General features: G+C 69.3%; 19 protein-coding genes. 5 read left to right on the top strand and 14 right to left on the bottom strand.

All coding sequences use genetic code 11. The features are described from left to right. The first annotated feature begins 31 nt into the window (after positions 1-31). Complete coding sequence (locus tag P3102_RS03680; RefSeq protein WP_276366509.1) at positions 32-1,066, top strand: zinc-dependent alcohol dehydrogenase family protein; 1,035 nt, start codon at positions 32-34, stop codon at positions 1,064-1,066. Positions 1,067-1,085: 19 nt separating this feature from the next. Continuing rightward, positions 1,086-2,531 carry an aldehyde dehydrogenase family protein gene (locus P3102_RS03675; protein ID WP_276366507.1) on the top strand — a complete coding sequence of 482 codons (1,446 nt, stop codon included), beginning with the start codon at positions 1,086-1,088 and terminating at the stop codon, positions 2,529-2,531. Here the strand turns inward: P3102_RS03675 and P3102_RS03670 are convergent. The 3 genes from P3102_RS03670 to P3102_RS03660 form a co-directional block, all read right to left on the bottom strand. Next, on the bottom strand, positions 2,528-3,973 hold the full coding sequence (locus tag P3102_RS03670) for an FAD-binding oxidoreductase (RefSeq protein ID WP_276366506.1): 1,446 nt from the start codon (positions 3,971-3,973) through the stop codon (positions 2,528-2,530). The genes P3102_RS03675 and P3102_RS03670 overlap by 4 nt on opposite strands. Before the next feature lie 79 nt (positions 3,974-4,052). After that, entirely contained in the window at positions 4,053-4,775 is a 723-nt protein-coding gene (locus P3102_RS03665; RefSeq protein WP_276366505.1) for a maleylpyruvate isomerase N-terminal domain-containing protein, read from the bottom strand. Positions 4,776-4,784: 9 nt separating this feature from the next. Then, complete coding sequence (locus P3102_RS03660; RefSeq protein WP_276366503.1) at positions 4,785-6,491, bottom strand: GMC family oxidoreductase; 1,707 nt, start codon at positions 6,489-6,491, stop codon at positions 4,785-4,787. Positions 6,492-6,611: 120 nt separating this feature from the next. On the opposite strand from P3102_RS03660, the gene P3102_RS03655 reads away from it, so the two are divergent. Further along, positions 6,612-6,980, top strand: coding sequence for a hypothetical protein (locus tag P3102_RS03655; protein WP_276366502.1), 369 nt, complete (start codon positions 6,612-6,614; stop codon positions 6,978-6,980). Positions 6,981-7,112: 132 nt separating this feature from the next. Here the strand turns inward: P3102_RS03655 and P3102_RS03650 are convergent, their stop codons facing one another. From P3102_RS03650 to guaB, 3 genes are all read right to left on the bottom strand, one after another. After that, positions 7,113-8,246: a GuaB3 family IMP dehydrogenase-related protein gene (locus tag P3102_RS03650; RefSeq protein WP_276366500.1), complete on the bottom strand. Its 1,134-nt coding sequence runs from the start codon at positions 8,244-8,246 to the stop codon at positions 7,113-7,115. Between the two features lie 127 nt (positions 8,247-8,373). Further along, entirely contained in the window at positions 8,374-8,499 is a 126-nt protein-coding gene (locus tag P3102_RS03645; RefSeq protein ID WP_276366498.1) for a hypothetical protein, read from the bottom strand. Between the two features lie 57 nt (positions 8,500-8,556). After that, positions 8,557-10,068, bottom strand: coding sequence for an IMP dehydrogenase (gene guaB, locus P3102_RS03640; protein WP_125680005.1), 1,512 nt, complete (start codon positions 10,066-10,068; stop codon positions 8,557-8,559). Positions 10,069-10,203: 135 nt separating this feature from the next. Here guaB and P3102_RS03635 point away from each other — a divergent pair, with 135 nt between their 5' ends. Beyond that, positions 10,204-10,590 (top strand): DUF5319 domain-containing protein, encoded by a 387-nt coding sequence (locus tag P3102_RS03635; RefSeq protein WP_005166667.1) that lies wholly within the window; start codon positions 10,204-10,206, stop codon positions 10,588-10,590. Between the two features lie 91 nt (positions 10,591-10,681). On the opposite strand, the gene P3102_RS03630 is transcribed toward P3102_RS03635, so the two are convergent. The 5 genes from P3102_RS03630 to P3102_RS03610 form a co-directional block, all read right to left on the bottom strand. Continuing rightward, entirely contained in the window at positions 10,682-11,626 is a 945-nt protein-coding gene (locus P3102_RS03630; protein WP_276366496.1) for an anti-sigma-D factor RsdA, read from the bottom strand. After that, positions 11,627-12,199, bottom strand: a complete 573-nt coding sequence (locus tag P3102_RS03625; protein WP_276371610.1) for a sigma-70 family RNA polymerase sigma factor — start codon at positions 12,197-12,199, stop codon at positions 11,627-11,629. Positions 12,200-12,577: 378 nt separating this feature from the next. Beyond that, positions 12,578-13,174 (bottom strand): response regulator transcription factor, encoded by a 597-nt coding sequence (locus P3102_RS03620; protein ID WP_003073605.1) that lies wholly within the window; start codon positions 13,172-13,174, stop codon positions 12,578-12,580. A 140-nt stretch (positions 13,175-13,314) separates the two neighbouring features. Beyond that, positions 13,315-14,154: a hypothetical protein gene (locus P3102_RS03615; RefSeq protein WP_276366494.1), complete on the bottom strand. Its 840-nt coding sequence runs from the start codon at positions 14,152-14,154 to the stop codon at positions 13,315-13,317. Between the two features lie 9 nt (positions 14,155-14,163). Continuing rightward, complete coding sequence (locus P3102_RS03610) at positions 14,164-15,078, bottom strand: MerR family transcriptional regulator (RefSeq protein ID WP_276371608.1); 915 nt, start codon at positions 15,076-15,078, stop codon at positions 14,164-14,166. 230 nt (positions 15,079-15,308) lie between these two features. On the opposite strand from P3102_RS03610, the gene P3102_RS03605 reads away from it, so the two are divergent. Then, positions 15,309-15,629, top strand: coding sequence for a WhiB family transcriptional regulator (locus tag P3102_RS03605; RefSeq protein WP_007031108.1), 321 nt, complete (start codon positions 15,309-15,311; stop codon positions 15,627-15,629). Positions 15,630-15,968: 339 nt separating this feature from the next. Here the strand turns inward: P3102_RS03605 and groL are convergent, their stop codons facing one another. The 3 genes from groL to P3102_RS03590 form a co-directional block, all read right to left on the bottom strand. Then, positions 15,969-17,582 (bottom strand): chaperonin GroEL, encoded by a 1,614-nt coding sequence (groL, locus tag P3102_RS03600; protein WP_276366492.1) that lies wholly within the window; start codon positions 17,580-17,582, stop codon positions 15,969-15,971. Between the two features lie 100 nt (positions 17,583-17,682). Then, positions 17,683-17,976: a co-chaperone GroES gene (groES, locus tag P3102_RS03595; protein WP_007031106.1), complete on the bottom strand. Its 294-nt coding sequence runs from the start codon at positions 17,974-17,976 to the stop codon at positions 17,683-17,685. 207 nt (positions 17,977-18,183) lie between these two features. Continuing rightward, on the bottom strand, positions 18,184-18,846 hold the full coding sequence (locus tag P3102_RS03590) for an HAD-IA family hydrolase (protein WP_276366489.1): 663 nt from the start codon (positions 18,844-18,846) through the stop codon (positions 18,184-18,186). Between the last annotated feature and the right edge of the window lie 92 nt (positions 18,847-18,938).

Here is an 18,938-nt window from a genome sequence, read left to right as displayed (position 1 = left end):
ATACTGGGGCCAGCCGAGGAAAGGACCCGTCTTGCGAGCGACTCTCATCTACGGCGCCGGCGACGTGCGCGTCGAGACCGTCCCGGACCCGAAGCTGAGCGAACCGACCGACGCCCTCCTCCGCGTGGTCCGCTCCTGCATCTGCGGCAGCGATCTCTGGCCGTACGGCAGCATGCCCGCGCGCGACCGCGGCGTCCGGATCGGCCACGAGTTCCTCGGCGTCGTCGAGGCCGTCGGCTCCGACGTCACCACCCTCGAACCGGGAGACCTGGCCGTCGCGCCGTTCGTCTACTCCGACAACACCTGTCAGTTCTGCCGCGAAGGCCTCCACACCTCCTGCCTGCACGGCGGCAACTGGGGCGCGAAGGGCGTCGACGCCGGGCAGGGCGAGGTCGTCCGCGTCCCGCAGGCCGACGGCACGCTGGTGAAACTGCCGCACACCGAGGACGACGACCTGCTCGCCTCGTTCCTCACCCTCTCCGACGTGTTCGCGACCGGCCACCACGCCGCGGTCAAGGCGCGCGTGAACGAACGCACCACCGTCACTGTCATCGGCGACGGCGCCGTCGGTCTCTCCGCGGTTCTCGCGGCGAAGCGCCTCGGCGCCGAGCGCATCATCCTGATGGGCCGTCACCGGACCCGCACGGACCTCGGCCGCGAGTTCGGTGCGACAGACGTCGTAGCCGAGCGCGGTGACGAAGGCATCGAGAAGGTGCGAGAGCTGACAAGCGGTGAAGGCACGCACACCGTCCTCGAATGCGTCGGCACGAAGCCGGCCTTCGAGATGGGCGTCGGCGCGGTCCGCCCCGGCGGCACGGTCAGCCGCGTCGGCGTGCCGCAGTACGCCGAGGGCCCGATCGGCCCGTCGCTCTTCCGCCGCAACATCACCGTCACCGGCGGCGTGGCACCCGCGCGCCACTACATCCCCGAGCTGCTCGACGACGTCGTCGAGGGCCGGTATCAGCCGGGCAAGGTCTTCGACCGGACCATCGGTCTCGAAGAAGTCCCCGACGGCTATCGCGCCATGGCGGACCGCGAAGCGCTCAAGGTGCTCGTCAAGCCCTGACTGGAATACCTTCTCACTCATGGACGAGATCACCACGGAGCCGCGCCCGGCCTGGATCGCCGGACGCCCCGAGCAGGGCGCTTCGACGGTCACCGTGCACCATCCCTACGACGGCAGCGAAGTCGCCACCATCGCGGTGCCCGGACCGGAGCAGGTCGAACGGGCGGTGAGCGCGGCGGCGAGCGTCGCGAAGGAGTTCCGCCGGTCTTCGGCGCACAGCCGGGCCGCGGCACTCGACCACGTTTCGCGGGTCATCGCCGGCCGGGCCGAGGAGATCGCCGAGGTCATCACCGCCGAGAACGGCAAACCGCTCAAGTGGGCCGACGCCGAGGTGCGGCGCGCGGTGTCGGTGTTCCGGATCGCCGCCGAGGAGGCCCGCCGGTTCAGCGGCGACCTGCAGCGCCTGGACACCGACCCGGCGGGGGAAGGCAGGCTGGCGCTCACTCGCCGCGTTCCGCGCGGCCCGGTGCTGGGTATCGCACCGTTCAACTTCCCGCTGAACCTGGTGGCGCACAAGGTCGCGCCGTCGCTCGCGGTCGGCGCGCCGATCATCGTCAAACCCGCGCCGCGCACGCCGCTGTCCGCGCTGATCCTCGGTGAGATCCTGGCCGAGACGGACCTGCCGGAAGGCGCGTTCTCGGTGCTGCCGCTCGGCAACGAGGAGACCTCGGCGCTGGTCTCGGATCCTCGGTTGCCGGTCGTTTCGTTCACCGGTTCGGGTCCGGTCGGCTGGTCGCTGGCGGACGCCGCGCCGCGTAAGCACGTGGTGCTCGAACTCGGCGGCAACGCGGCCGCCGTCGTCCTGCGCGACTGGCCGGATCCGGAAGGCGCCGCGGAGCGCATCGCGACCTTCGGCAACTACCAGGCCGGGCAGTCCTGCATCGCCGTGCAACGGGTCGTCGTCGAACGTGAGGTCGCCGAGGAATTCGTGCCCGCCTTGGTGGAAGCCGTGCGGGCACAGCGCACCGGTGACCCGTACGACAAGAACACCGACGTGGGCCCGGTCGTCGACGAGGCCGCCGCGCAGCGGATCGTCGCCTGGATCGACGAGGCCGTCGCCGCGGGCGCGAAGATCCTCACCGGCGGCAACCGAGAAGGCGCGACGGTGGAGCCGACCGTGCTCACCGACGTGCCACCGTCCACGAAGGCCTGGGCGGAGGAGATCTTCGGGCCGGTGCTCGCTATGTCCATTGTGGACGGTGTCGACGAGGCTTTCGCCTCGGTCAACGAATCCGCCTACGGCTTGCAGGCCGGAGTGTTCACCCGCGACGTGCATCTCGCCTTCTACGCGTCGACGGAACTCGAAGTCGGCGGCGTGATCATCGGCGACGTCCCGAGCTACCGCGCGGACCAAATGCCGTACGGCGGCGTCAAGGGATCGGGTGTCGGCAGGGAAGGCGTCCTCGCCGCGATGCACGACCTCACCGAAGAACGGGTCACCGTCTTCACCGGCATCGACCTCTAGTCCGGGGTGACGGCCTGCGCGAAGCCGAACACCTTGTCCGGGTCGTAGGTTTTCGCCACCTGCTTGAGGCGAGGGGCGTTGCCGCCGTAGTAGGCCGTCATCCAGTCGGGCAGGGCGGGGTCGATGTAGTTGACGTAGCCCCCGCCCAGGCCGAGCCCCGTCACCACTTCCGCGACGGAATCCGTTGCCGCGGACCGGTTACCGGTGTCCGCTTGAGCGTAGATCTGCACACTGCCGAGCGCCTTCCGATGCCAGAACGCGGTGGCGTCCGGGGCGAGATCGGCGACCGCGCCGCCGAGACCGTCGACCAGCAGGTCCATTCCGCTCCTGCCCTTGAGGACGGACGTCAGCTTGGCGGGTTCCACCGGTTCATTGAGGATCCGCGAAGAGGCCGCGAAGGACTGCCGACTCTCACCGCCGGAGAAGTACTTCATCGCGCCGAGATAGTCGAGTTGCTTGACCGAACGCGTCCCACCGGAGAATCCGTCCAGTAATTTGCCCAAAGAAGCGGAATCGCCGACGTAGCAACCGGAAACACGTACACCGACCGAGGACCCACCGGACAGCACGACGTTCGCCCACAACTCCGGCGGCGCTCCGGGAAGCCAGCGCTGCCATTCGGCGACGACGTCGTCCGCGCTGCCTGCCGGAAAGTGCAGGGAGAACACCGAAACCACCGGCGGCGCCGGATCCGTGCGGAAGGTGAACGAGGTGACGACACCGAAATTGCCGCCTCCCCCGCCACGCAACGCCCAGAACAGTTCCGGTTCGGAATCCGCCGACGCCGTCCGGAGTTGCCCGTCCGCCGTGACGATACGCGCGGACACCAGATGATCACAGGTGAGGCCGTATTTACGGGCGAGCACGCCGATTCCGCCCCCGAGCGTCAGCCCGGCGATTCCGACACTGGGACACGAACCCGCCGGCAGGCAACGTCCCGAGCCGCCGAGCGTGGCGTAGACGTCCTTCAGCTTCGCGCCCGCACCGATCACGACCCGGTCCCCTTGAACGTCCACTGAGGACATTTCGCCGAGGTCGATCATCAAGCCACCGTCGGGAACCGAGTAACCGGCGTAGCTGTGCCCGCCACCGCGCGCGGCGATGGGAACCCGCCGCGCGGCGGCGGAGACGGCGGCTTGCACGTCTTCGGGTTTGGCGCATTTCGCGAGAGCGGCGGGGTTGAGACCGTCGAAGGCCGGATTGAACACACGCTTGGCGTTGTCGTAACCGGAATCCCCCGGCAGCAGCAGGGAGACCTTGTTCCGCAGCGCGGCCCAGTCCGGCGGGCCGGACGGCGGCGTGACGCTGGTGCTCGGCGGCAAGGGCGTACCGGGCGCCGAACTGGGCGCCTGCGCGGGAGGCGCGGCGGAACACGCCGTCGCGGCCGCCCCCGCCACGGTCGCGCCGGCGAGCTTGAGGAACGCCCTTCTCTCCAGCTTCATGCCCGTTGGACGCCCGAGGGACGGGCAGGTTGCGGCCCCACCCCCGAAGGTGTGCATGCTTTCCTCTTCCACGGTGCCGTCACAGCCAGCGCGGGAGCGTCGGCACGGTACCGTCCAAAGAGGATCCATCGCTGCGGCCGGTGATCCAGGCGAGCACTTCGCCGCGGGTCCCGGTCAGCGTCGTCAGTTCCCCTTCGCTCATCCGCCACTCGTGGCGATACCCGTCGTCTTCGGCGGCGACCAGGAGCACGGCGGGCAGTTCGCCGCCGTACATTCCGATGGCGTTGCCGACGACGGTGTCGAACTCGTCGCCGAGCAGCTCGGCGACGCGGGCGAAATCGTAGCCGAGGTCGAGATCGGCGAGATGGATCGAGGTCTCGGAGAGGCGGAGCCAGAGCACGAACTCCGCCGGGATCTCACGCCCCTGCCTGGCCCGCACCCTGGCCTGCCACGCGTCGTCCGGCAGGCTCTCGGCGACCTCGACCCAACGCGCGGCGGAGCCGACGACGTCCTCGGCGATCTCCTCGACGGACCGGTACGCCCCCTTCTCGATGTCGCGGTCCCTGACCGTTTCACCGAGGTACATCGGTGTTTCGACGCCCGATTTCGCCCAGGTGAGCAGGTTGACCAGGCCGTCGGCGTTACGCGCGAGGTGGGACAGCAGATGCGCCCGCGTCCAGCCGGGCAGCGCGCTGGGGCCGCGCACGGCCTCCTCGTCCATCCCGCGCACGACGCGCTCCCATTCGTCGTGCAGGGCGCGGACTCGGTTCAGCAGGGCGAGTGCCCGTTCGGAGGCTGTCACGCCCCCAAGTTACCGCCGAAGCGCCGCCGGCGCGTCCGCCGGAACGGCCGGGTTCTTCGGTGCGATCGGCTCCAGCCGCGCGTACGGTGAGTCCTGTGCCGGCCTGCTGTCCCGCTCACCCTTGTTGGGCCAGAACGAGAAGGCCCGCTCGGCCTGCGCGGTGATGGTCAGCGAAGGGTTCACGCCGAGGTTCGCCGTGATCGCCGAACCATCCACGATGGACAAGCCGGGGTAGTTGAAGACGCGGTGGTACGGATCGATCACGCCGTTGTCGGGGGAGGTGCCGATGGGGGCGCCGCCGATGAAATGCGCCGTCAGCGGGATGTCGAAGATCTCCCCCCAGGTGCCGCCCGCCATCCCGCCGATGCGCTCGGCGGTGCGGAGGTTGGCCGCGTGCCCGGCGGGGATGAAGCTGGGGTTCGGCTCGCCGTGGCCCTGTTTGGAGGTGTACTTGCGGCGGCCGAAGAGCCCGCGCTTGGTGTAGGTGGTGATGGAGTTGTCGAGGCTCTGCATCACCAGCAGGATCACCGTGCGCTCGCTCCAGCGGTAGCCGTTGAGCAGCTTCACGGTCTGGACGGGGTGCTTGACCATGAAGTTCACGGCCTGACGCCAGCGCGGGACCGCCGAATCGCCTTCGGTGGCGATGGTCTGGAGCAGGCTCATCGCGTTGCTGCCCTTGCCGTAGCGGACGGGCTCGATGTGCGTGTTGTCGTCGGGGTGGATCGACGACGTGATCGCGACACCTCGGCTGAAGTTCCGTTCCTCGTCGACGGAGGTGCGGGCGGCGCCGATGATGGCCTCGGAGTTGGTGCGGGTCAGCTCACCGAGGCGCGGCGACAGCTTCGGCAGCTTGGCGGTGTCGCGCATGCCGTGGAGCAGGTTCTGCGTGCCCCACGTGCCGGCGGCGAGCACCACGTGCGCGGCGGTGAGCTTGTGCCGGAACCTGCGCGAGGTGGTCCCGGTCTTCTTGATGCTCACCTCGTACCCACCTGCGTTCAGCGGGCTGATCGCGCTCACGGTGGTGAGCGGGACGACCTTCGCGCCGTCCTTCTCCGCGAGGTACAGGTAGTTCTTGACCAGCGTGTTCTTGGCGCCGACGCGGCAGCCGGTCATACAGGCGCCGCATTCGGTACAGCCGGTGCGCGCCGGGCCCGCGCCGCCGAAGTACGGATCCTCGGCGCGCTCCCCCGGCTTGCCGAAGTACACGCCGACCGGCGTCGGGTGGTACGAGTCGGCCACGCCCATGTCTTCGGCGACGCCCTTCATCACGACGTCCGACGGCGTGACGCTGGGGTTGGTGACGACGCCCAGCATGCGGCTGGCCTGGTCGTAGTGCGGACCGAGTTCGGACTCCCAGTCGGTGATGTGGGACCACTGCGGGTCGACGTAGAACGGCTTCAGCGGGCGGTACAGCGTGTTCGCGTAGACCAGCGAGCCGCCGCCGACGCCCGCGCCGGCGAGCACCATGACGTCCTTGAGCATGTGGATGCGCTGGATGCCGAAGCAGCCGACCTGAGGCGCCCAGACGTAGCGGCGAAGGTCCCAGGACGTCTTCGCGAACTCGTCGTCCGCGAAGCGGCGGCCCGCCTCGATGACGGCGACGCGGTAGCCCTTCTCGGTCAGGCGAAGGGCGGCGACACTCCCGCCGAACCCGGAACCGACGACGATCACGTCGTAGTCGAAGTCGTCTTCAGTGGTGGTGTTACTGGCAGTCACACCTTCGACTGTAACCTCGGCCACCACTTCTGACCAGAGGTAAGTTACCGGCCAGTTATGTTCCACCCGGATGCGCGAACGCGGCTGAGGCATCATCGACCGGTGGATACGGATGCCCCGATGGCGATCGACTTGACGCGTGACGAGCGCACGGTGCTGCGCTGTGGCCTGGCGGAATGGGGTGGACCGGCCGCCTGCACCGACGAACTCGCCGTCGCGATGGGTTTCGAGGACGTGCCCGACCTCCTCGAGCAAGCGCGAAGGTTGCGCGCGGCACTGGCCGACGAAGAACCGCTACGCGCCTCGGAGTGGCGCAAGACCCTGATCGCCACCGAGATCGTGTTCGCCAGTGACGTCTTCGGCTCCGGGATGGACTGGTCGACCAGCACAGGCTTCGCGGACGACGAAACCCTCCCGATCCTGCGGGACCTCCAGCGAAAGATCGCCCGGGCACTCGGCTCGGCCCACTACCGCCCCCGCCCCACCTGAGCGACTTTAGCGGGCTAAACGCGACACAGGAGAGACGCCTGGGGCTGCTGTGACTCCTGGGGCACGTGAGCATGCAAAACGGCCCGGATCGCGTTTAGCGGGCTAAACGCGATCCGGGCCGGGAAGCGAGCGTCAGCGGCGGACGGTCAGGCCCACCCGCTGGAACTCTTTCAGGTCCGAGTAGCCCGTCTTCGCCATCGCGCGGCGAAGCGCGCCGAAGAGGTTGACGACACCCTCGGCGTCCGAGGACGGCCCGAAAAGTAGCGTCTTGAGGTCGACGGCGTAGTCCGGCCCCAGCGCCACACGCGAACGCGGCAGCGACGGGTGCGCGGCCGCCGACGTCCAGTACAGCCCCTGCCCCGGCGCCTCGGAGGCGGCGGCCAGCGGCGCGCCCAGCATGACCGCGTCGGCACCGCAGGCGATGGCCTTGGCGATGTCGCCGGACACGCTCATCCCGCCATCGGCGAGCACGTGGACATACCGGCCACCGGTCTCGTCGAGGTAGTCGCGGCGCGCGGCCGCGGCGTCGACGATCGCGGTCGCCATCGGCGTTCCGATCCCGAGCACGCTGTCGGTGCTCGTCACGCCGCGGCTGGCCCCGTGGCCGACGATGACGCCTGCCGCGCCGGTGCGCATCAGGTGCATCGCGGTGCGGTAGTCGCTGACGCCGCCGGCGATCACCGGGACGTCGAGCCGTCCGATGAAGTCCTTCAGGTCCAGCGGCTCGGCGTCCCGCTGGACGTGCTCGGCGGAGATGATCGTGCCCTGCACGACGAGGATCTCGACGCCCGCCGCGAGCAGGTCCGGCGTGAGCTCGGCGGCGTGCTGCGGACTGACCCGCGCGGCCACCGTGACCCCGGACTCGCGGACGGTCTTGATCGCCTCGCTCAGCAGGTCCAGCCGGATCGGGGCGGAGTGCAGTTCCTGCAGCTCACGCACGACCGCGGTCGGATCCTCGGTGTCCTCGGCCGCCCGGACGAGGCGGAAGATCGCGTCCTCGACGTTCGGGTGCCGCGCCCACAGCCCTTCGGCGTTAAGGACGCCCAGCCCGCCGAGCTCGCCGACTGCCACCGCGGTTCCCGGCGACACGATCGCGTCGGTGGGGTGGGTGACCAGCGGCAGCTCGAACCGGTACGCGTCGATCTGCCAGGCGGTGGACACGACCGATGACGACCGGGTGCGCCGCGACGGCACGACCTCTACGTCATCGAGGTCATACGCCCGCCGCGCGGTGCGGCCCATGCCGATCTCGACCAGATCCCGCACGTCAAGTCCCTTCTCACCGACGACCGTTACACCCCATTGTCGCTAGGCCGCGTGGGTGACCTGCGCACGGGGCACCCAAACCGGCCTCGAAGTCCCACCTGCCCCATACGCCCCACCCGTTTCACGTTTAGCCCGCTAAAGGCGCTCGGGTGGGGCCGGAGGCCTTCCTGGAGCCGGTCCGGATTTCCTCGATCTCGCGGTCGCTGAACGGGTACACGACGATGATCACCTTCGACTTCTCCCGCGAGACCACCCCGTCCGACCCGCGCCACTGGCCGCGGCCGGTCAGCTCGGTGTCCTCAAGGGCGGACTACCGGGTGGTGTAGTTCGGCGCCTCGACGGTCATCGTGATGTCGTGCGGGTGGCTCTCCTTGAGTCCCGCCGCGGTGATCCGCACCAACTGCGCCTCCTGCAGCTCGGGAATCGTCGACGCGCCCGCGTAGCCCATCCCCGACCGCAGCCCGCCCACCAGCTGGTGGACGACGTTCGCGAGCGGCCCGCGGAACGGGATCCGTCCCTCGATGCCCTCGGGGACCAGCTTGTCCTCACTCAGCACGTCGTCCTGCGCGTAGCGGTCCTTCGAGTAGGACTTCGCCTGTCCACGCGACTGCATGGCGCCCAGCGAGCCCATCCCGCGGTAGGTCTTGAACTGCTTGCCGTTGACCAGGATCAGGTCACCGGGCGATTCGGCGGTGCCCGCGAGCAGGCTGCCGAGCATCACGGTGGACGCGCCGGACGCGATCGCCTTCGCGATGTCGCCGGAGTACTGGATGCCGCCGTCGCCGATCACGGGGATTCCGGCCGGACGCGCCGCCTGGTCGGCCTCGTAGATCGCGGAGATCTGCGGCACGCCGACGCCGGCGACGATGCGGGTGGTGCAGATGGAGCCGGGCCCGACGCCGACCTTGATCCCGTCCGCGCCCGCGTCCACCAGCGCCTGCGCGCCGGCCCGGGTCGCGACGTTGCCACCGACGATGTCGACGGTGTCGCCCAGTTCCTTCTTCAGCAGCGCGACGGTCTCGACGACGGCGCGGGAGTGCCCGTGCGCGGTGTCCACCATCAGCACGTCGACCCCGGCGTCGGCCAGCGCCATCGCGCGCTTGTGCCCGTCCGGGCCGACGCCGACGGCGGCACCGACGATCAGGCGGCCGTTGGTGTCCTTGGAGGCGTTGGGGTACTGCTCGGTCTTGACGAAGTCCTTGACCGTGATCAGCCCGCGCAGCTTGCCGGCACCGTCGACGATCGGCAGCTTCTCGATCTTGTGGCGGCGCAGCAGGCCGAGCGCGGCCTCCGCGGTGACCCCGACCTGCGCGGTGACCAACGGCGGTTTCGTCATCACCTCGTGCACCGGGCGGGTGTGGTCGACCTCGAACCGCATGTCGCGGTTGGTGATGATCCCCACCAGGCTTCCGGCCGCGTCCGTCACCGGCACCCCGGAGATCCGGAACCGCGCGCACAGCGCGTCGACCTCGGCGAGGGTGTCCTCGGGCGAGCACGTGACCGGGTCGGTCACCATTCCCGCCTCAGAGCGCTTCACGACCTCGACGGCGGCGGCCTGGTCGTCGATCGGCAGGTTGCGCTGCAGCACGCCCATGCCGCCCTGGCGCGCCATCGCGATCGCCATCCGGCCTTCGGTGACCGTGTCCATGGCGGCGGAGACCAGCGGGATGTTCAGGGTGACGTTGCGGGAGAGCCGGGTGCGGGTGCTGACCGCACTGGGCACCACGTCGGACTCGGCCGGCAGCAGCAGCACGTCGTCGAAGGTCAGCCCGAGCATGGCGAACTTGCTCGGGACGGGGGCGGTGACGCTGTCGCTGGTCATAGCAGGCGAAGGGCCTTCCTGGCGGTGATGGAGGGGAGCCGCCGTGGCTGGTGGCATGGTGGCGGGGGCCTGCCCCTCATGATATCCGGGCCGGGCGGCCGCCCGGCCCGGGTGGGCGCCCGGTAGCGTGCAGGCGTGCCGCAAGATGCGTTGCCCCCAGACCCGTTCGCGGATGACCCGGACGACCCGGCCCGCGCGTTCATCGACGACGCCGACCGGCTCGACGAGCCGATCAGCGACGAAGAGCGCACCGAGTTGCTGGCCGATCTCTCCGATCTCGCCGTCTACCAAGCGCTTCTCGAACCGCGCGGAGTACGCGGGATCGTGGTCGACTGCGGTGAATGCGACGAACCCCACTATCACGACTGGCATCTCCTGCGCGCCAGTCTCGAACAGTTGCTCGCCGACGGCCGGATGCGGCCGCACGAGCCCGCCTTCGATCCGAACCCCGGTGACTACGTGAGCTGGGACTACTGCCGTGGCTTCGCGGACGGTGTCACCGCCAACGAGAGCGCCTACTGATCGCGTTCAGCCCGCTAAAGGCGATTAGTAGGCACATAACGAAGGGCCTGGCGAGAGTGATCTCACCAGGCCCTTCGGCGTTCCGGGGGGGTTACGTCGTCGCGCCCGTGGCGGGCGTCTGCGCTCCGGCACCGGGTGTCGGGTCGGTCCGCGGGCCACCCGGGTCGTTCCCCGAGGCCGGCGGTGTCGTCGACGTCGTGGGCGGCGGTGGCTCGCTGGACGAGGTCGGCGGAGTCGGCGAAGGAGTCGTGGTGCCCGGCAGGCTCGTGCCGGGATTACCGCCTCCGGGCAGCGATGTCGGCGCGGGAGTGGGCTGCGGAGATTGCTTGGGCGTGGTCGCGACCGGGGTCTGCGACGGCGACTGCTGATCCGGCGGCAGCGGCGGCTGTCCGGGGTTCTGCAGTTGAGCACTCAACTGGCGGTGCTGTTCGAGCAGTTGGTCGCGGTTCTCTTCGTCGGTCACCTGGCTCAGCGCGGCCTGTGCCTCGTCGAGCGCCTTGCGCGCGTCGTCGAGACGTCCACCGGCGAGCGCCAGGTTCGCCTTTTCGAGATCGATTTTGACCGCCGCGGCGGCCTCGACCGACCGGGCGTGGTCGGCGTAAAGCACCTTGGTCAGTCCCCAGAGCGTGTCACCAGGCTGCGCGTCCTTCGCGGCGAGACCGGTACCGGCGAAGGCGATGGCCAGGACGGCCGCGGCGGCGGCCACCGGGACCAGCAGCCGGCGTCTTCCCCCGTGTTTGCGGGCGAGCGCGGCGGTCTTCACGGTGACGACGGCTGTGTCGACGTCGACGAGTTCCGCGAGCGGCTCGCTGTCGATGTCACGCCGCCAGGCCAGCAGCAGCGCGTTCAGCTCCTGATCGCCGAGGTCGTCGGCCATCTTCGGATCCGAGCCGCCGAGCGCGTCGAGCAGCGCGTCATCGGCCTGGACGGCCGACAGATCTGCGGCGAACTCGGCTTCCGAGGGCGTCAGCCCTCTTTCGAAAGCGGTCAGTTCACGATCGGTCCCAGGGGAGAACCGATGGTCGCGATCGGTCACTCAGATCACCTCCTCAGCGGCCAGAACCTTACGTAGGCGCGCGAGGGCGCGATGCTGGGCCACCCGGACGGCACCGGGGGTGGACCCCACGGCCTCGGCCGTCTCTTCGGCGGACAGCCCCACGACCACCCGCAGAACCACGATCTCACGCTGTTTGTCGGGAAGTACGCGCAGCAGCTGTGACATGCGCTCGTTCAGCTCGCCCTGGAGGGCACGCTGCTCGGGGCCGACGCCGCCCTCGATCTCGTCGGGGACTTCGGCGACCGGCTCGGCACGGTTGCGGGCCGCGGCGCGATGCGCGTCGGCCACCTTGTGCTGGGCGATCCCGTAGACGAAGGCCAGGAACGGGCGGCCCTGGTCACGGTACGAAGGCAATGCCGTGAGCACCGCGAGACACACCTCCTGAGCAACGTCGTCTGCGGAAGCGAACGAACGCTCCTGCCTGCCAACCCGAGCGCGGCAGTACCGCACTACCAAAGGACGGATGGCCGCCAGCAACCGCTCGACCGCTCGAGGATCACCCTCAACAGCAGCGGCGACCGGCTCATCCAGTCCGTCCCCCACATTGGCCATCGCAGACAACAGTCCCAGTGTTACGTATAGGCGTGCAAAGAGTCCGGCGTGTGACTTCGGAAACCACTACCGGTGACAGCTACCGTACCGCCCGGGTCCGACAACTTCGCTGACGGCCGTCATCGGCGCGCCGCCCATCCGGCGAGCGCGCTGAACCCGGGTCTTGCTTCCCCTTCGCTCGTGGTCGAGCTTTCCACGAGCCGGAACGCAGTGGGGTACGACGGTCCACCCGGAGGCGGACACGCTCGGGCCGGCGTGCCCGAACGGTGAACATGAAGGCACGAAGCGTGACAGGGAACACAGGTACGGGCCAGGGGTACACCCCGGCCCGCTCGTCACCCGTTGTGCGATCTCAGCGATGAAATCAAGAAAGCGTTGTCAGGAAACAAGTCCACGGCGGAACCCGTGGGCGACCGCCTGTGCGCGGTCCCGAACGCCGAGCTTGCGGAACAAGCGGCGCGCGTGGGTCTTCACGGTGTCTTCGGACAGATACAGCTCGCGGCCGATCTGTCCGTTGCTCTTGCCCTGGCTCATCCCGCGAAGCACTTGGAGCTCGCGCTCGGTGAGCTGGACGCCGGGGTCGGACGGCTGACGCGGCGCCGGCACCGAGGTGCTGGCGAGCGTATGGGCCAGTGCGGCGACCAGCTCGGGACGCGAAGCGTCCCAACGCAGGTAGCCGCGGGCACCGCCGGCGATGGCCGCGGCGATACTGCCCGCGTCGTCCGGGGCGCCGAACACGATCACGTTCGCTTGGGGGTTCGCCGAGACGAGCCGCCGGGTGGCTTCGACGCCAGTCGGGACAGCGCGCTGGGTTCCCACCAGCACGACGTCGACCGGCTGGCGGGAGTACCGGGCCAGCAGCTCGTCACCGTGCGCTACGCAGTCGATGCGACTGACCCCTGGGACCGCGGACATCACTCGAGTGAGCCCTTCGCGGACACTGCGTCGGTCGTCGCAGATCAAGACCGTCGTCACGGGGTTTCCTTCCTGCAGCCGGGTGACATTCCACTTCCCCTATCGGACGCTTTAGCCCGAACCTTGACACGATCCGGTGGCTTTTTTTGAAAGTTTTTAGCCCGGTTGCCGGAATGGGCCCTCCAACAGGCTAGACGCCCTCAGCGCGGGACCCACGGAGATTCCCGTGCGAGCCGCCTCCCGCAAGGATCTGCGTGCCGTAACACTGCGTGCAACACTTCGGCCCCTCTGAATCGATACTCATCGGCGTGTCCTGCCGAGAAGTCGGCCGAGACGCGCCACGCCACCCACAGAAGTGAATTGAATTCGCTTTTCTCGGCGGATTCCCGCGCCCTCTCGACCAGCGCTTTCGCGTGGTCCCACCCGGCGGTACCGGCATTCCGGATCGTCACGCCGAGTACAAGCTGTGATTTGACGACGTGCCGGGCCGAACTTCTCACCAGCGCCGTTTCCAGCGCCATTTCCGCAGGTGCGATCCCCGCGGCGGAAGTGTTACCCGCGAGTTCGATTTCCGCGCTCACCCAACCGGCCCTGGTCGCGGTCCGCCAGTCACCGGTGTGCGCCCCCGCACGGGCCAGCAGCCGCCGGGCAGCGGTCAGCCGACCGCGCCCGAGGTTGTCCGCCGCGAGACCGAGGAGCGCGTCCGCCCGCGCGCCCTCGGCGTCCAGACCGTCGGGGTCCGGTTCACCCCGAGGCTCCGAGAGCACCAGCGCGAGCGCTTCACCGTCGAGAACGAGCGCCGCCGCGTGCCCGCCCAACTGCCGCCGGTGCGACGCCAGCGTGCTGGCGGCCAACGACGCGATCACCGCATCCTCGCCCGCGCGCAAACCGTTCAGCAGCGTGGCCGCCGCCGCGTACCGGCCGCGAGCACCGAGCCCGATCGCGGCGAGCAGCCGTCCACGAGGCGACGCGGGCACCACGAAGGGGTCCGGCGGCGGCACGCCGTCGCCGAACGCGGCGGACCGCAGGGACGCTTCCATGCGTCCTTTCTATCGCCTCGCACCGACAAGAACGTGCTCGATCCGGTCGGCGGCGGTCGTCAATTCCCCGAGCAGTTCGATCTTGTCCGGGAGCGCGGCGGGATCCCAGCCCGGACCGCAGGCGAACATCCGGCTGCGCTGACGGCCGCGCGACACCCTGGCGAACAGGCGCGGATCGGCGGTCGCCCGCCGTCCCGACCACAGCACCACCGCCGCCGGGACGCTGCGGCGGACCGTCACCGCGAGCACCTCCGCGGGCAGGGAGGCGCCGAACAGCTGAGTGCCGATCCGGCGTCCCGCGAGTGCCGCGGCGAGCGCGTACATGGGCAGGTTGTCGCGCTCGTCCGGCACGCAGGTGAGCAGGACCGGCCGTTGGTTGCGCGGCTCGCGGAGCACCGGCGTCGCGCGGACGAGGGCCGCGTACACGCACTCGGCGAGCAGATACTCGACCTCCGCGCCGGCGCTGACACCGCGCCAGCGCGCGCCGAGCGCCGTCAGTACCGGCGACACGACGCCGGTCCAGGCCGGCAGCACACCGAGTTCGCGGATCGTGTCGGCGAGCATGCGCTGAACCGCGCCGAAGTCCATCGCCAGTGCGGCCATGCTCAACCGCCTGGCGAGCCGGGAGGGGACGTCCTGATCGTCGGCGGGCACCGCGGTGGCTTGCTCCTCCACTCGGACCACGGCTCTCTCCAGAGGCGTTGTCGCTGTCCGAGGCATCTGTTCAAGCGCGTACTTCGCCGCTTCAGCCGTCGAGGCGCCGCGGAGCAACGCGCGCTGCATCAGTTCGAGACGGCCGATGTCGGAGCTGCCGTAGCGGCGGTGACGGCCGTTGGTGTGGCGACTCGGTCCTACGCCGTATCTGCGGTCCCAGGTGCGCAGGGTGGACGGTGCGACCCCGAGCCGGCGAGCGACCGAGGCCACCGGCAGGGTGGGTTCTTCACTGCTGATCCGAGATCCCACTCGACCCAATATCCAGGCAGGCAGGGACCGGGGCAACCGGAACGGAAAGTACCGCTCACACCTCCGGGGGATGCCTAACGGCTGAATCGTCTCGAATCTCTTGAACAAGTATTGGCGCGCTTCTAACGTTACCGCCGTTGCACCGAATGGAGTATCCGCAGCGCAGCAGAGCAGGTAAACGCTTCGACCGGATGACGGAGGCGGTCAGGATGGCGGACACACGCAGGCTCCCGGGGCCCAACGCCGATGTATGGGACTGGCAGCTCGAAGGATCGTGCCGAGGCATGGACAGCGCGTCCTTCTTTCACCCTGACGGCGAGCGGGGGCCGGCCAGAGCCCGTCGCGAGGCGAGGGCCAAAGCCGTGTGCCTGGCTTGCCCGGTACTGGCCATGTGCCGGAACCACGCACTCGCCGTGCACGAGCCGTACGGGATCTGGGGCGGGCTGTCGGAATCGGAACGCGAGCACATCATCAAGGCGGACAAGCGCACATTGAGCATGTCGAACGGCTGATCCGGCCGAGTCGGCGACGCGGAAGGGCGGCATCCGGGTGGGGTGCCGCCCTTCCGCGTCTGCGGCCACCGGAGCGCGTTTAGCCCGCGAAAGTCGCTCCGGCCGGGCCTGGGTGCCCACGTCACCGGAGCGCGTTTAGGGGGCTAAACGCGCTCCGCCCCGGCCGCGGCGCCGCCGGCCACCGGAGCGCGATTAGCCCGCGAAAGTCGCTCCGCCCGCAGTCGCGCTCCCCCGCCTTCGGATCGCGATTAGCCCGCGAAAGTCGCTCTGACAAGGGGCCGGGACAGCGAAACGGGGCGGCACTCCCGGTGGAGTACCGCCCCGCTTCGAGGGGTGGAACTAGTGCGCGTGGCCGTGACCGGCCGCGGCGGGCTCCTCTTCGACCGGCTTCTCGACGACGGAGCTCTCCGTCGTGAGCACGAGCCGGGCGATGGAAGCGGCGTTCGCCACCGCGGACCTGGTCACCTTGACCGGGTCGACGATGCCGGCGGCCAGCAGGTCGGTGAGCTCGCCGGTGGCGGCGTTGAAGCCGTGTCCCCAGCTCTGCTCCTGGACCTTGTTCACGATGACCGCACCCTCGTGGCCCGCGTTGGTCGCGATCCAGAACAGCGGGGCGGACAGCGCGTCGCGGACGATGCGCACACCGGTCGCTTCGTCGCCCTCAAGGCCGAGGCCGCCGTCGAGCTCCTTGACCGCGTGCACGAGCGCCGAGCCACCGCCGGGCAGGATGCCCTCTTCGACGGCCGCCTTGGTCGAAGCCACGGCGTCCTCGATGCGGTGCTTCCGCTCGTTCAGCTCGGTCTCGGTGGCCGCGCCGACCTTGATCACCGCGACACCACCGCCGAGTTTCGCCAGCCGCTCCTGCAGCTTCTCGCGGTCCCAGTCGGAGTCGGTGTTCTCGATCTCCTTGCGGATCTGCGCGACGCGCGCGGCGATGTCGTCCTTGGTACCGGCACCGTCGACGAGCGTGGTGTCGTCCTTGGTGACGACGATCCGGCGGGCGTTGCCCAGCTGGGCGAGCGTGGTCTCGGACAGCTTGTGCCCGATCTCGGCCGAGACGACCTCGCCGCCGGTGACGACCGCGAGGTCGTCCAGGAACGCCTTGCGGCGGTCACCGAAGAACGGCGCCTTGACCGCGACGGCGGTGATCGTCTTGCGCAGCGAGTTCACCACGAGGGTCGACAGCGCTTCGCCGTCGACGTCCTCGGCGATGATCAGCAGCGGCTTCTTGGCCTCGACGACCTTCTCCAGCACCGGGAGCAGGTCGGCCAGCGCCGAGATCTTCTCGCGGACCAGCAGGATGTAGGCGTCCTCGAGGATCGCCTTCTGCTCCTCCGGGTTGGTCGCGAAGTGCGCCGACAGGAAACCCTTGTCGAACTGCACACCCTCGGTGATCACGAGCTCGGTCGCCAGCGTGGACGACTCCTCGATCGTGATGACACCGTCTTCGCCGACCCGCTCGACGGCCTCGCCGAGCAGGGCGCCGATGGCCGCGTCACGGGAGGTGACGGTGCCGACCTGGGCGATGTTGTCGCGGCCCTTGACCGGGGTCGCCTTCTCCTTGAGCACCGCGATGACCTTCTCCGCGGCGGCCTCGATACCGCGGCCGACCGCGGTCGGGTTGGCACCGGCGGCGACGTTGCGCAGGCCGACCTTCACCAGCGACTGCGCGAGCACGGTCGCGGTCGTGGTGCCGTCACCGGCGACGTCGTTGGTCTTGGTGGCGACGCTCTTGGCGAGCTGGGCGCCGAGGTTCTCGAACGGGTCGTCGAGCTCGATCTCGCGAGCGACGGTGACGCCGTCGAGGGTGATGGTCGGGCCACCGAACTTCTTGTCGAGCACGACGTGGCGACCGCGCGGGCCGAGGGTGACCTTGACCGCGTCGGCGAGCTTGTTCACCCCGCGCTCGAGCGCGCGACGAGCGTCCTCGTCGAAACTGATCTGCTTGGGCATGGCGTGTTCCGCTTACCTTCCAGTTCTAAAGCTCGGAAAACACGAACGCCCCGTTCCCCGGCAATGCGGGGCCCGGGGCGTCATGCGCTGAGAGCGGACGTCAGTTGATGACGGCCAGCACGTCGCGGGCGGAGAGGATCAAGTAGTCCTCACCGTTGTACTTCACTTCGGTGCCGCCGTACTTGGAGTAGATGACGACGTCGCCGACGGAAACGTCGAGCGGGACACGGTTGCCCTTGTCGTCGATGCGGCCCGGGCCCACGGCCAGAACCTTGCCCTCCTGGGGCTTCTCCTTGGCGGTGTCGGGGATGACGAGGCCGGAAGCGGTCGTCTCCTCGGCCTCACTCGTCTGGACAACGATCTTGTCCTCGAGCGGCTTGATGTTCACGCTCACCGGGTTGACCTCCACGGTCGTCGAAAGCGTTGGCAGGATGAGTTACGGCTCCTACCACCCCCGCCGTCGCGGGTGCCGGGGCGTGTTCGGGCCGTGCGATTAGCACTCTAGCCATGTGAGTGCCAGCTTCGCAAGGAGGGTCCACTCACCCGGTGAAATCTCCGTCTCCGAGCGCCTGACCGGCCGTTTTGCTCCGCCGGATCGCGGTTAGGCCGCTAAACGCAAGTCGGCCACGTCCGTCACCAGGACATCCGGGCCGAGAGCCGCGAGAGTCCTGCGCTTCGCCGGGGTCGTCGCGAGAGCGATCGAAGCGACGCCGGCGGCGCGAGCGGCCAGGATGTCCGCGGCCGAGTCGCCGACCATGACGCACTGCCGAGGTGAAGTACCGAGAGCCCTCACCGCCGCGTCGAGGAGCGCCGGCTGCGGCTTCAACCGCATGGGGTCGCTCGTCGTCCGTGCGCTGATCCGGCGAATCTGCTCGGCGAGTTCGTGCAGCGCGAGAAAGGACCGGATCGCGTCGACGGAGTTGTTGCTCACGATCGTCACGCTGAACCCTTGCGCGACCCACTCGCGGAGGACTTCCGCGATACCGGGCGTCGGCGAGATCAGGGCGACGGCCTCTCCCTCCAGGCGGTTGAGCTGCCGCTCGACGACGTGCGCGGTGTTCGGCCCGCACGAGGCCGCGTATCGGAGCACGTCGAACGGATCGGCGGAGGCCTGCACGTCGGCGGGCAGATCGGGTCCGACGAGGCGCTTGAGCCTGTCCGCCACCTCGCTCGACGGCAACCTGGCGAACACGTCGCACACCGGACCGTCGAAATCGAGGAAGACGTGGTCCTTCTCCTGCAGAAGCTCCTTAACCCCGGTCATGCCCCCACCTTGCCATCGACTTGCGTTCAGCCCCCTGAACGCGATTCGGAGGGACCTTACGGAGCAGGCCGGTTTCTGGTTAGGTTCCGACC

The sequence above is a fragment of the Amycolatopsis sp. QT-25 genome, from assembly GCF_029369745.1.
In the GTDB taxonomy this organism is placed as follows: domain Bacteria; phylum Actinomycetota; class Actinomycetes; order Mycobacteriales; family Pseudonocardiaceae; genus Amycolatopsis.
Note: the sequence above shows the minus strand (reverse complement) of the source record. Positions and strands in the feature narration are given on the sequence as shown.

Bases quoted from the DNA above. Each gene is read 5' to 3' on its own strand.
- P3102_RS03675 (WP_276366507.1), top strand. From the start codon at position 1,086: ATGGACGAGATCACCACGGAGCCGCGCCCGGCCTGGATCGCCGGACGC.
- P3102_RS03670 (WP_276366506.1), bottom strand. From the start codon at position 3,973: ATGAAGCTGGAGAGAAGGGCGTTCCTCAAGCTCGCCGGCGCGACCGTG.
- P3102_RS03655 (WP_276366502.1), top strand. From the start codon at position 6,612: ATGGCGATCGACTTGACGCGTGACGAGCGCACGGTGCTGCGCTGTGGC.
- guaB (WP_125680005.1), bottom strand. From the start codon at position 10,068: ATGACCAGCGACAGCGTCACCGCCCCCGTCCCGAGCAAGTTCGCCATG.
- P3102_RS03625 (WP_276371610.1), bottom strand. From the start codon at position 12,199: ATGGCCAATGTGGGGGACGGACTGGATGAGCCGGTCGCCGCTGCTGTT.
- P3102_RS03615 (WP_276366494.1), bottom strand. From the start codon at position 14,154: ATGGAAGCGTCCCTGCGGTCCGCCGCGTTCGGCGACGGCGTGCCGCCG.
- P3102_RS03605 (WP_007031108.1), top strand. From the start codon at position 15,309: ATGACGGAGGCGGTCAGGATGGCGGACACACGCAGGCTCCCGGGGCCC.
- groL (WP_276366492.1), bottom strand. From the start codon at position 17,582: ATGCCCAAGCAGATCAGTTTCGACGAGGACGCTCGTCGCGCGCTCGAG.
- P3102_RS03590 (WP_276366489.1), bottom strand. From the start codon at position 18,846: ATGACCGGGGTTAAGGAGCTTCTGCAGGAGAAGGACCACGTCTTCCTC.